We start from the raw sequence: 11,500 nt of genomic DNA, 5'->3' as shown, positions 1-11,500 counted from the left end.
CGGCGGCGAGGATCACGACCCGTCCCCCTCGGACTGGTCTGCGGCCCGGGCCTCGGCCGCGGCTGCCGCCTCGGCCTGAGCTGCGGCGGCGGCCTTGTCGGCTGCCTTGCGGGCGGCCGCGATCTCCTTCGGCTCCTCCGCGCGCGGGTCGAGTGCGGGCGGTTCGGGAACCGTCCACATCCACTCGCGGAGCTTGTCGCGCTCGTGGGTCAGCTCGTGGATGTCGGTCTCCGCGTACTCGAACTCGGGCGACCAGAACAGCGCGTCGAACGGGCACACCTCGATGCAGATACCGCAGTACATGCAGAGGGAGAAGTCGATGGCGAAGCGGTCGAGGACGTTCCGGCTGCGCTCACGGCCACCGGGGGCGGCCGCCGGCACCGTCTCCTTGTGGGAGTCGATGTAGATGCACCAGTCGGGGCACTCACGGGCGCAGAGCATGCAGACCGTGCAGTTCTCCTCGAACAGCCCGATGACCCCGCGGGTGCGGGGCGGCAGCTCGGGCTGGACGTCCGGGTACTGCGCGGTGACGGTCTTCTTCGTCATCGTGCGGAGCGTGACGGCGAGGCCCTTGGCGAGGCCGGAGCCGGGAACGGCCATTACTGGATCGCCACCTTCACGATGCCGGTGAGCGCGATCTGCGCGAGCGCGAGCGGGACGAGGGTCGTCCAGGCGAGCTTCTGGAGCTGGTCCTCGCGGAGGCGCGGGTAGCTGACCCGCAGCCAGATCACGACGAACGCGAGGACGGCGGTCTTGAGCAGGGTCCACACCCAGCCGAGACCGTCGCCGCCGAACGGGCCGTGCCAGCCGCCGAGGAAGAGGACGGTGGTGAGACCGCACAGGACGACGATGCCCGCGTACTCGGCGAGCAGGAACAGCGCGAATCGGAGACCGGTGTACTCGGTGTAAGCGCCGAAGATGATCTCCGAGTCGGCGACGGGCATGTCGAACGGGGGCCGTTGGAGCTCGGCCAGGCCCGCCACGAAGAAGACGAGGGCGCCGACGATCTGCCAGGGCACCCACCACCACTCGAAGGCGTTGAGGATGCCGGGCAGCGAGACGGTGCCGGCGGCCATCGCGACGGAGGCGGCCGTGAGGAGCATGGGGAGCTCGTACGCGAGGAGCTGGGCGGCGGTACGGAGCCCGCCGAGCAGCGAGAACTTGTTCGCGGACGCCCAGCCGGCCATCAGACTGCCCAGGACACCGACGCCCATCACGGCCAGCACGAAGAAGATGCCGGCGTCGACGACCTGCCCGACGGCGCCCTCGCTCGGACCGATCGGGATCGCGACGAGAACGAGGAGGTACGGGAGGAGCGCGACGGCCGGCGCGAGCTGGAAGACCCGCCGGTCGGCGTCCTGGGGGACGACGTCCTCCTTCTGCGCGAACTTCACGCCGTCGGCGACGAGCTGCGCCCAGCCGTGGAAACCACCGGCGTACATGGGGCCGAGGCGGCCCTGCATGTGGGCCATGACCTTGTGCTCGGTCTGGCCGACGACGAGCGGCATGACGAGGAAGACGGCGAAGACGACGAGAAGCCGGAGGGCGACGTCGAGTACGTCGTTCACGCGGGATCGCCTCCGGCGGGGGTGGTGGGGTCGGTCGGGTCGGTGGTGCCAGTGGTCCCGGTGGGACCAGTGGTGCCGGCGGTCCCGGTGGGGCCCGTGGTGCCGGCGGTCCCGGTGGGGCCCGTGGTGCCGGCGGAGCCAGTGGAGCCAGTGGAGCCGGTGGAGCCGGTGGGACCCGTGGTGCCGGTGGAGCCGTCCTTGGGCGGGGTGCCGGACTCCGTGCCGGAGGTGGGCGCGGAAGCGGGCACGGCCTCGGCCTCCGGCTCGGGCGCCGCCGCCGGGGTCTGCGGCTCAGCCGGGGCCTCCGGCTCCGCCGGGGTCTGCGGAGGGGTCGATTCCTCGTCGAAGGCCGGACGGGCGTGGTGCCAGGGCGCGTCCGAACTGCGGGTACGTGGGGGCACGGACTCCGCGCGGGACGCGGGGCCGTCCAGGGTCGCCTGGCTCGCCTGGCTCGCCGAGCCCTCGGTCACCGAGCGGGTCCGGCGCGGCGGGCGGGCCGCCGCAGGCGGAGTGTCGGCCTCGGCAGCCGACGGCTCCGGGGCAGGTGCCGCCTGGCTCGCCGAGCCGTCCGCCGCGGAACGCGTCCGGCGCGGCGGGCGCGCCGCCGCGGGCGGGGTGTCGGCCGACGGCTCAGTGGCCGCCGCGGGCGGGGTCTCCGCCTCGGCAGCCGACGGCTCCGGGCTCGCGGCCGCCTGGCTCGCCGAGCCCTCGGTCACCGACCGCGCGCGGCGCGGCGGGCGGGGGGTGTCCGTAGGCGGCGTCGTCGGGGCTTCCGGCTGGGTCGCCGAGCCCTCCGTCACCGAGCGGGTCCGGCGGACCGGGCGGTCGCCTGCGGCCGCTCGGGCGGGGCGTGCCGGGGCCGGGGGCAGCTGGCCCTTCAGGGGTCCCCATTCGTTGGGGTCGGGGACGCCCGGGGGAAGCATCTGGCGGCGCTTCGGGCCGCCGTCGTGGGACTCGCCCGGTTCCTTCGCGCCCGGCCACGCCTTCGCGACCCGGGCCGCGAGGACGAAGTCCTTGCGCAGCGGGTGGCCCTCGAAGTTCTCCGGGAGGAGCAGCGGCACCAGGTGGGGGTGGCCCGTGAAGTCCACGCCGAACATCTCGTGGGTCTCGCGCTCGTGCCAGCCCGCGCCCGCGTACACGCCGATCGCCGTGGGCAGGACGGGCGCCGCGTGCGGGACCGTCGTCCGGAGCAGGAGGCGGCGCGGACGCCCCTCCCCCACCGCGGCCACGTGCGCGCAGACCCGGAAGCCCGTGCCCGGCTCGTCGACCGCGCTGAGCCAGTCGAAGTAGGTGCATCCGAGCGTGTCCCGGGCCGTTTCGAGCGCCGTGATCCACGAGCCCGGCGGGACGTCGACGGTCAGCAGGTCGTACGCCTGCTCCGCCGTCGCCTCCTCGCCGAAGATCTCCGTCACGGAGTCGGGGAGGGAGTCGTACGCCGTCATGCCTCGGCTCCCGGTCGCTCCGCCGACGGCCTCGCGGCCGACGGTCGCTCCGCCGACGGGCTATCGGCCGACGCGCCCTCGGCCGACGGAGGCTCCACCAGTGGGCTCGTCAGCTGTGCGACCGACGCGCCGCCGGTGGTCGCGTACCGCTCGGCGAGGCTCTCCCGCGCGATCTTCTCCTGGAGCTTGAGGATGCCCTGGAGCAGCGCCTCGGGGCGCGGCGGGCAGCCGGGCACGTACACGTCGACCGGGATGATCTGGTCGACGCCCTTGGTGACCGAGTACGAGTCCCAGTAGGGCCCGCCGCAGTTGGAGCAGGCGCCGAAGGAGATGACGTACTTCGGTTCCGGCATCTGCTCGTACAGCCGCTTCACCGCCGGTGCCATCTTGTCCGTCACCGTGCCCGAGACGATCATCAGGTCGGCCTGGCGCGGGCTCGGCGCGAAGGGGATCACGCCGAGCCGGATGAAGTCGTGCCGGGCCATCGACGCGGCGATGAACTCGATCGCGCAGCACGCGAGCCCGAAGTTGAAGACCCACAGGCTGTAGCGGCGGCCCCAGTTCAGGACCACCTTCATCGGCTCGGGGGCCAGGCGGGCCAGCGGCCCCAGCTTCGGAGCGGGCAGGGGTGTGGGCAGGGGTGTTACGTCCATGCCAGGACGCCCTTCTTGTACGCGTAGAGCAGCCCCACGGCCAGGAAGCCGAGGAAGACGAACATCTCGACCAGGGTCGTGGCGCCGTAGCCGGGCGCGGCGAAGACCGTCGCCCAGGGGAAGAGGAAGATCGAGTCGACGGCGAAGATGACGTAGAGGAAGGCGTACACGTAGTAGCGGACCTGGGTGTGCGCCCAGCCCTCCCCCACGGGGTCGACTCCGCACTCGTACGTGAGGAGCTTCTCGGGCGTCGGCACGACGGGCCTCAGCAACCGGCCCGCGCCGAACGCCACGGCGACGAAGAGCACTCCGACGACGGCGAGCAGGCCGACGACGGAGTACGTCTGGAAGTAGTCCGCCGCGCCCGTCGCGTCGGCCGCGACAACGGTCTGTTCCCGCACGTCCGTCCGCCCCTCGGTCTCGGTGTCTCATGAGTCACTTCTGTACGCACGCGAGTCTAGGCCCTGCTAAAGGGACCGTAAGCAGTCGCGTGAGCACGGTCCTCGCGCAGTGCTCGTACGGGCCTGGTGCCGTCCTCGCAGGAGCCCGGCCCGGTCCTCGTACGGGCCTGACGGAGGGCCGGCGGGGCCCGACGGGAACCTCGGCGGGGATCGACGGGGACCTCGGCGGGGCCTGGCGGGGACCTCGGCGGGGCCTGGCGGGGACCTCGGCGGGGGCCTGACGAAGGCCTGGCGGAAGGCCAGGTGGGGATATCCCCCCTGCCGCTCACCCACCTCCCCCATGGCGTCGCACGGTCCTCGACCGGCAGGCTGGAGAGCATGACCGCCGATCTTGATCCCGCCGCGTCCTCCGGGGCCGCCGTCGACCCGTCCCCTCGTCCGCGTCCGCCCAAGCGCACCGCCTACGGCAAGGAGACCTGGAAGGAGATCGCCTTCCTCCTCTCCAATCTCCTCACCGCGCTGGTCGGTTTCGTCTACGCGGTCGTGAGCGTGCTCCTCGGCGTCGGCCTGTCCGTCACCGTCATCGGGCTCCCCCTGCTCGCCCTCGGGCTCGGCGGTGCGCGTCTCATCGGCAGGTCGGAGCGGGCGCGGGCCCGGGCGCTGCTCGGGGTCGAGATCGCCGAACCGTCCCCGCTGCCGTCGCGCGGCGGCTTCTTCGGCTGGCTGTGGAGCACGTTGAAGGACCCGGTGGCCTGGCGGACGCAGCTGTACGGGCTGATCCGGCTGCCGTGGGGGATCGTGACGTTCACGATCGCGCTCGTCTCCCTCATCGTCCTCTGGCCCGTGCTGCCGTTCCTGTCCCGGGGCATGGCCAACGCCGACCGGGGCATGGTCCGGGGTCTGCTCTCCCCCTCGGACGAACTGGAGCGGCGGATCGCCGAGCTGGAGTCGGACCGGGGTGTCGTCGTCGACACCGCGGCCGCGGACCTGCGGCGCATCGAGCGGGACCTGCACGACGGTGCGCAGGCCCGGCTCGTCGCGCTCGCGATGGGGCTCGGCCTCGCGAAGGAGAAGCTCCTCGACGATCCGGAGACGGCCGCGGCGATGGTCGACGAGGCGCACGGCGAGGTGAAGCTCGCGCTCCAGGAACTGCGGGACCTCGCCCGGGGCATCCACCCGGCCGTCCTCACCGACCGCGGGCTGAGCGCCGCTCTGTCGTCGGTGTCGGCGCGCTGCACGGTGCCGGTGAAGGTGACGGTGGACCTGTCGGAGCGGCCGGCGGAGGCGATCGAGGGCATCGCGTACTTCACGGTGTCGGAGCTGCTCCAGAACGTCTCGAAGCACGCACGGGCGCGGTCGGCGTCCGTGGAGGTGTGGCGGGCGAAGGACCGGCTGCTGCTCCAGGTGCGGGACGACGGGGCGGGCGGCGCCCGCTTCGACGGCGGCACGGGGCTCGCGGGCCTCGCGGAACGGCTCGGGGCGGTGGACGGCCTGCTCGTCCTCGACTCTCCGGAGGGCGGCCCGACGACGGTGACGGCGGAACTGCCGTGGCGGTCGCGTCCGGGGGCGTGACGGCAGCCGGGTGCGCGGGCCGACGGGGGAGCGGACGACGTTCGCTCCCCCGTCGGCCTTTCGGTCGTCGACAAGGCGGCGCATGGGCCGGTCGGGCCTGGCGCCGGCCCCCTCCCGTACGCCCAGGGTAGGGAAAACCCCCGCCCCCAGACGCCCACCCGCCTCATGGTCCCGGGAGGCCCGGCACGGAACCCTGGGATACGTACCGCCCGGGATACGTACCGCCCGCCCCTCCCTGAGCAGAGAAGGACTCCAGCGATGGCCTCCCACCTCCCCGCCGCGATCCGCGCGCCGTTCGAGGGCCGCACGTGGCGTGCGCTGCTCTACGTGCTGATCGGGCTGCCGTTGAGCGTCTGCTGGTTCGCGCTCTCCATCGCCTTCGTCTCGGCCGGCGCCGGGCTGCTCATCACCTTCCTCGGCGTGCCGATCCTCGCCGGGGCCCTCGCCATGTGCCGGGGCTTCGGCGCCGTCGAGCGGGCCCGGGCGCGTGCCCTGCTCGATGTCGACGTGCAGGCTCCCGAACCGGTACGGGGCCGGACCGGCGGGGCCTTCTCCTGGATGGGTGCCATGTTGAAGAGCGGGGCGTCCTGGCGCCACCTGCTGTACGCGATCGTGCACATGCCGTGGGCGATCTTCTCGTTCTCCGTGACCGTGGCCTTCTGGGCCTGGGGCTGGAGCCTCTTCACGTATCCGCTGTGGCAATGGGTCTTCCCGGCGTACGCCGGGCAGGACGGCATTCAGCTGTACGGCGACGGAACCCACAACCTCTACCTCGACTCCCCCTTCGAGATCGCCGTCACGAGCCTCGTCGGGCTGCTCTTCGTGATCGTCGGTCCCTGGCTCCTGCGCGGGTTCGTCGCCGTCGACCGCTTCCTCGTCTCCGGGCTGCTCGGGCCCTCCCGGCTGGCCTCCCGTGTCACCGAGCTGGAGTCGGACCGCGGTGTCGTCGTCGACACCGCGGCCGCGGACCTGCGGCGCATCGAGCGCGATCTGCACGACGGTGCGCAGGCCCGGCTCGCCGCGCTCGCCATGGATCTGGGGCTCGCGAAGGAGAAGCTCGCGGAGGATCCGCAGGCGGCGGCCGTTCTCGTCGACGAGGCGCACGGTGAGGTGAAGCTCGCGCTCCAGGAGCTGCGGGACCTCGCCCGGGGCATCCACCCGGCCGTCCTCACCGACCGGGGTCTGGACGCGGCACTGTCGGCGGTGGCCTCGCGGTGCGCGGTTCCGGTGTCGGTGGACGTCGACCTGCCGGCGCGGCCGGTCGCGGCGATCGAGGGCATCGCGTACTTCACCGTCTCGGAGCTGCTGCGGAACGTCACGGCGCACGCGCGGGCGCGGCGGGCCTGGGTGGATGTGTGGCGCACGGGCGACCGGCTGATGCTGCAGGTGCGGGACGACGGGGTGGGCGGGGCGCACGTCGTGACCGGGCGGAGTCTGTCCTCGCTGACCGAGCGGGTGGGGGCGGTGGACGGGGTGCTCGCGGTGGATTCACCGGAGGGCGGGCCCACGACGGTGACGGTGGAGCTGCCCTGGCGGGCGTGACGCTGCGCCGGGCCGGGCGCCCCGGGGTCCTCGGGCCTCGGGGCGCCGCCCTGCGCGCGGGCCGTGGGGTCCCCCGGACGGAGTCCTGCGGAGGAACAGGGGCCCGCGACGGGGAACAGGGGCGAGGGTCGGCGGCTGTCCCCTCTCGGATTGAGCCTCTCGGATTGAGCACAACGCGAGGCGATCCTGCGATGCTGGCCGAGTCGCAGGAAGTGCTCGGGCAAGAAGGCATGGGGGCTGTTGGGCGTGGGTGTGGATCAAGGGGTCGGGCGCGTGCGGGTGGTCATCGCGGAGGATTCCGTGCTGCTGCGGGAGGGACTGACCCGGCTTCTCACCGATCTGGGGCATGACGTGGTCGCCGGAGTCGGGGACGGTGAGGCGCTCGTCGAGACCGTTGCCGGGCTCGCCGCGGAGGGCGCGTTGCCCGATGTCGTCGTCGCCGACGTGCGGATGCCGCCGACGCACACGGACGAGGGGGTCCGCGCGGCCGTGCGGCTGCGGAAGGAGCATCCGGGACTCGGTGTGCTCGTGCTGTCGCAGTACGTGGAGGAGCAGTACGCCACCGAACTTCTGGCCGGTTCCAGTCGCGGTGTCGGGTATCTGCTGAAGGACCGGGTGGCCGAGGTCCGGGAGTTCGTGGACGCCGTGGTGCGGGTCGCCGGCGGTGGTACGGCGCTGGATCCCGAGGTCGTGCAGCAGCTGCTGGGCCGGAGCCGTCAGCAGGACGTGCTCGCGAACCTGACGCCGCGCGAGCGGGAGGTCCTCGGTCTGATGGCGGAGGGGCGGACGAACTCCGCCATCGCGAAGGCGCTGGTCGTGAGCGACGGCGCGGTGGAGAAGCACATCAGCAACATCTTCCTGAAGCTGGGACTCTCACCGAGTGACGGTGATCACCGGCGGGTACTGGCGGTGTTGACGTATCTGAAATCCTGATCATCTGACACCCTGTCAGATGACGTGAAACCGCCCTTCGGGGGCCACGGCCCTGGTCACGACGCGAGTCGCGGCCCGAGTCACCACCCGGACGGCGGCCGGTGGGAGGCCCCCAGGGGCCCTAGGTCCAAAGAATGAGGCGGAATCCGGCTTTCCGGAACACTCCGGGTGGCGACAGAACGTGACAATTCAGGGCAAGAGGGCGTCTCAAAAAGAGGTCCATGATGTGAGAAGTCCCGGGAGGGCCCCCCTTACCGTCGTAGGGTGGGCCTCGGGACGGACGGTGATCGGCCGACCGCATCCCGAGCCTTCTCCCGCCTCCGGCGGAGAGTCCCCTTGCCGCGAGGGAGGTCCAGTTCAGTGACCAGCCAGGTCAGTAGCGAGGCCGGTGGGGCCCTGCTCGGGGAGCAGCGCAGCGCCCCGGCGAAGTCGCACCACGGCACCGAGAAGGAAGTGCGCCGGCTCGACCGGGTGATCATCCGTTTCGCGGGTGACTCCGGTGACGGCATGCAGCTGACGGGTGACCGTTTCACCTCGGAGACGGCGTCCTTCGGGAACGACCTCTCCACGCTGCCGAACTTCCCGGCCGAGATCCGGGCGCCCGCCGGGACTCTGCCGGGTGTCTCGTCCTTCCAGTTGCATTTCGCCGACCACGACATCCTGACGCCGGGTGACGCCCCGAACGTGCTGGTCGCGATGAACCCCGCCGCCCTGAAGGCGAACATCGGGGACGTGCCGCGCGGTGGCGAGATCATCGTCAACACCGATGAGTTCGCCAAGCGCGCGATGGCCAAGGTCGGGTACGCGACCTCGCCGCTGGAGGACGGTTCGCTGGACGGCTACCGGGTCCATCCGGTGCCGCTGACGACGCTGACCGTCGAGGCCCTCAAGGACTTCGGCCTGTCCCGGAAGGAGGCCGAGCGCTCCAAGAACATGTTCGCGCTGGGGCTGCTGTCCTGGATGTATCACCGGCCGACCGAGGGCACCGAGACGTTCCTGCGGCAGAAGTTCGCGAAGAAGCCGCAGATCGCCGAGGCGAACATCGTCGCCTTCCGGGCCGGCTGGAACTTCGGCGAGACCACCGAGGACTTCGCCGTCTCCTACGAGATCGCCCCCGCGACCCGGGCCTTCCCCACCGGCACGTACCGGAACATCTCGGGGAACCTGGCCCTGTCGTACGGCCTGATCGCCGCCTCCCGCCAGGCGGACCTGCCCCTCTACCTGGGCTCCTACCCGATCACCCCGGCCTCGGACATCCTCCACGAGCTGTCCAGGCACAAGAACTTCGGCGTGCGCACCTTCCAGGCCGAGGACGAGATCGCCGGCATCGGCGCCGCGCTCGGCGCGGCCTTCGGCGGCGCACTCGGCGTGACGACCACCTCCGGCCCCGGCGTGGCGCTGAAGTCGGAGACGATCGGCCTCGCGGTCTCCCTGGAGCTGCCGCTGCTGATCGTCGACATCCAGCGCGGCGGCCCGTCCACCGGCCTGCCCACCAAGACCGAGCAGGCCGACCTCCTCCAGGCCATGTACGGCCGCAACGGCGAGGCCCCGGTCCCGATCGTGGCCCCCAGGACACCCGCCGACTGCTTCGACGCGGCGATCGAGGCGGCCCGGATCGCCCTCACCTACCGCACCCCGGTCTTCCTGCTCTCCGACGGCTACCTCGCCAACGGCTCCGAGCCCTGGCGCATCCCGGACGTCGACGAACTCCCCGACCTGCGGACACGGTTCGCCACCGGCCCCAACCACGAACTGGCCGACGGCACCGAGGTCTTCTGGCCTTACAAACGCGACCCGCAGACCCTGGCACGCCCGTGGGCGGTGCCCGGCACCCCCGGCCTCGAACACCGCATCGGCGGCATCGAGAAGCAGGACGGCACCGGCAACATCTCCTACGACCCCGCCAATCACGAGTTCATGGTCCGCACCCGACAGGCCAAGATCGACGGCATCGACGTCCCCGACATCGAGGTCGACGACCCCGACGGCGCGAGCACCCTGGTCCTCGGCTGGGGCTCCACCTACGGCCCCATCACCGCCGCCGTCCGCCGCATCCGCCGCGACAACGGCCACATCGCCCAGGCCCACCTCCGCCACCTCAACCCCTTCCCCAAGAACCTCGGCGAGGTCCTCAAGCGCTACGAGAAGGTCGTCGTCCCCGAGATGAACCTCGGCCAGCTCACCACCCTCGTCCGGGCGAAGTACCTCGTCGACGCCCGCAGCCACACCCAGGTCAACGGCATGCCCTTCAAGGCCGAACAGCTCGCCGCCGTCCTCAAGGAGGCCATCGATGCCTGAGCCCCTCCTCCACCTGGTCCCCAAGGCCGAGGCCCAGCAGTCCATGAAGGACTTCAAGTCCGACCAGGAGGTGCGGTGGTGCCCCGGCTGCGGTGATTACGCCGTCCTCGCCGCCGTCCAGGGCTTCATGCCCGAACTCGGCCTGGCGAAGGAGAACATCGTCTTCGTCTCCGGCATCGGCTGCTCCTCCCGCTTCCCGTACTACATGAACACCTACGGGATGCACTCCATCCACGGCCGCGCCCCCGCCATCGCCACCGGCCTCGCCACCTCCCGCCGCGACCTGTCCGTCTGGGTCGTCACCGGCGACGGCGACGCACTCTCCATCGGCGGCAACCACCTCATCCACGCCCTGCGCCGCAACGTCAACCTCAAGATCCTGCTCTTCAACAACCGGATCTACGGACTGACCAAGGGCCAGTACAGCCCCACCTCCGAGGTCGGCAAGATCACCAAGTCGACCCCGATGGGCTCCCTGGACTCCCCCTTCAACCCCGTCTCGCTCGCCCTCGGCGCGGAAGCCTCCTTCGTGGCCCGCACGGTCGACTCCGACCGCAAACACCTCACCGAGGTCCTGCGCCAGGCCGCCGACCACAACGGCACCGCGCTCGTCGAGATCTACCAGAACTGCAACATCTTCAACGACGGCGCCTTCGAGGTCCTCAAGGACCGGGACCAGGCCAAGGAAGCCGTCATCCGCCTCGAACACGGACAGCCGATCCGCTTCGGCGCCGAGAACGACAAGGGCGTCCTCCGCGACCCCGCCACCGGCGACCTCCAGGTCGTCACCGTCACCCCGGACAACGAGTCGCGGATCCTGGTCCACGACGCCCACGCCACCACCCCCACCACCGCCTTCGCCCTCTCCCGCCTCGCAGACCCCGACACCCTCCACCAGACCCCCATCGGAGTCTTCCGATCCGTAGACCGCCCCGTCTACGACACCCTCATGGCCGACCAGCTGGAAACGGCCCTGGAACAGCACGGCAAGGGCGATCTGAGCCAGTTGCTGACGGGCAACGACACGTGGACGGTCGTGGGCTGACCGGACACCACGACCACGGGGCACGGCCACCGGGGCCGTGCCCCTT

The 11,500-nt window shown here is 71.7% G+C and carries 10 protein-coding genes; 5 read left to right on the top strand and 5 right to left on the bottom strand.

The window, feature by feature from the left end; genetic code table 11:
- Nucleotides 1-12: 12 nt before the first annotated feature.
- From ACZ4XX_RS15720 to ACZ4XX_RS15700, 5 genes are read right to left on the bottom strand one after another with little or no spacing between them, the layout of a single operon-like run.
- Nucleotides 13-600 carry a NuoI/complex I 23 kDa subunit family protein gene (locus ACZ4XX_RS15720; RefSeq protein WP_468508483.1) on the bottom strand — a complete coding sequence of 196 codons (588 nt, stop codon included), beginning with the start codon at nucleotides 598-600 and terminating at the stop codon, nucleotides 13-15.
- Complete coding sequence (locus ACZ4XX_RS15715; protein WP_468508482.1) at nucleotides 600-1,568, bottom strand: complex I subunit 1/NuoH family protein; 969 nt, start codon at nucleotides 1,566-1,568, stop codon at nucleotides 600-602. The genes ACZ4XX_RS15720 and ACZ4XX_RS15715 overlap by 1 nt, the downstream gene beginning before the upstream one ends.
- Nucleotides 1,565-3,010, bottom strand: a complete 1,446-nt coding sequence (locus tag ACZ4XX_RS15710) for an NADH-quinone oxidoreductase subunit C (RefSeq protein ID WP_468508481.1) — start codon at nucleotides 3,008-3,010, stop codon at nucleotides 1,565-1,567. The genes ACZ4XX_RS15715 and ACZ4XX_RS15710 overlap by 4 nt, the downstream gene beginning before the upstream one ends.
- Nucleotides 3,007-3,663 (bottom strand): NADH-quinone oxidoreductase subunit B, encoded by a 657-nt coding sequence (locus tag ACZ4XX_RS15705; RefSeq protein ID WP_468508480.1) that lies wholly within the window; start codon nucleotides 3,661-3,663, stop codon nucleotides 3,007-3,009. The genes ACZ4XX_RS15710 and ACZ4XX_RS15705 overlap by 4 nt, the downstream gene beginning before the upstream one ends.
- The gene (locus ACZ4XX_RS15700) at nucleotides 3,654-4,064 is read right to left on the bottom strand and encodes an NADH-quinone oxidoreductase subunit A (protein WP_055600797.1); all 411 of its coding nucleotides are present in this window, start codon (nucleotides 4,062-4,064) and stop codon (nucleotides 3,654-3,656) included. Before ACZ4XX_RS15700 ends, ACZ4XX_RS15705 begins: the two co-directional genes overlap by 10 nt.
- 378 nt (nucleotides 4,065-4,442) lie before the next feature.
- Here ACZ4XX_RS15700 and ACZ4XX_RS15695 point away from each other — a divergent pair, with 378 nt between their 5' ends.
- The 5 genes from ACZ4XX_RS15695 to ACZ4XX_RS15675 all read left to right on the top strand — a co-directional run bounded on the left by ACZ4XX_RS15695 (nucleotide 4,443) and on the right by ACZ4XX_RS15675 (nucleotide 11,454).
- The gene (locus tag ACZ4XX_RS15695) at nucleotides 4,443-5,636 is read left to right on the top strand and encodes a sensor histidine kinase (protein ID WP_468508479.1); all 1,194 of its coding nucleotides are present in this window, start codon (nucleotides 4,443-4,445) and stop codon (nucleotides 5,634-5,636) included.
- Nucleotides 5,637-5,894: 258 nt separating this feature from the next.
- Nucleotides 5,895-7,178 carry a sensor histidine kinase gene (locus ACZ4XX_RS15690; protein WP_468508478.1) on the top strand — a complete coding sequence of 428 codons (1,284 nt, stop codon included), beginning with the start codon at nucleotides 5,895-5,897 and terminating at the stop codon, nucleotides 7,176-7,178.
- 273 nt (nucleotides 7,179-7,451) lie between these two features.
- On the top strand, nucleotides 7,452-8,111 hold the full coding sequence (locus tag ACZ4XX_RS15685; protein ID WP_329281824.1) for a response regulator transcription factor: 660 nt from the start codon (nucleotides 7,452-7,454) through the stop codon (nucleotides 8,109-8,111).
- 360 nt (nucleotides 8,112-8,471) lie between these two features.
- Nucleotides 8,472-10,409, top strand: a complete 1,938-nt coding sequence (locus ACZ4XX_RS15680) for a 2-oxoacid:acceptor oxidoreductase subunit alpha (RefSeq protein ID WP_468508477.1) — start codon at nucleotides 8,472-8,474, stop codon at nucleotides 10,407-10,409.
- The gene (locus tag ACZ4XX_RS15675; RefSeq protein WP_468508476.1) at nucleotides 10,402-11,454 is read left to right on the top strand and encodes a 2-oxoacid:ferredoxin oxidoreductase subunit beta; all 1,053 of its coding nucleotides are present in this window, start codon (nucleotides 10,402-10,404) and stop codon (nucleotides 11,452-11,454) included. Before ACZ4XX_RS15680 ends, ACZ4XX_RS15675 begins: the two co-directional genes overlap by 8 nt.
- Nucleotides 11,455-11,500 lie beyond the last annotated feature (46 nt).

This window comes from Streptomyces sp. NPDC029956 (assembly GCF_055574655.1).
The sequence above is the reverse complement of the archived record's forward strand: the minus strand, read 5'-3'. Positions and strand labels throughout refer to the sequence as shown.

What these genes read in the sequence shown, in the direction of transcription:
- ACZ4XX_RS15705 (WP_468508480.1), bottom strand. Translation starts at nt 3,663, where the DNA reads ATGGACGTAACACCCCTGCCCACACCCCTGCCCGCTCCGAAGCTGGGG.
- ACZ4XX_RS15695 (WP_468508479.1), top strand. Translation starts at nt 4,443, where the DNA reads ATGACCGCCGATCTTGATCCCGCCGCGTCCTCCGGGGCCGCCGTCGAC.
- ACZ4XX_RS15720 (WP_468508483.1), bottom strand. Translation starts at nt 600, where the DNA reads ATGGCCGTTCCCGGCTCCGGCCTCGCCAAGGGCCTCGCCGTCACGCTC.
- ACZ4XX_RS15675 (WP_468508476.1), top strand. Translation starts at nt 10,402, where the DNA reads ATGCCTGAGCCCCTCCTCCACCTGGTCCCCAAGGCCGAGGCCCAGCAG.
- ACZ4XX_RS15690 (WP_468508478.1), top strand. Translation starts at nt 5,895, where the DNA reads ATGGCCTCCCACCTCCCCGCCGCGATCCGCGCGCCGTTCGAGGGCCGC.
- ACZ4XX_RS15710 (WP_468508481.1), bottom strand. Translation starts at nt 3,010, where the DNA reads ATGACGGCGTACGACTCCCTCCCCGACTCCGTGACGGAGATCTTCGGC.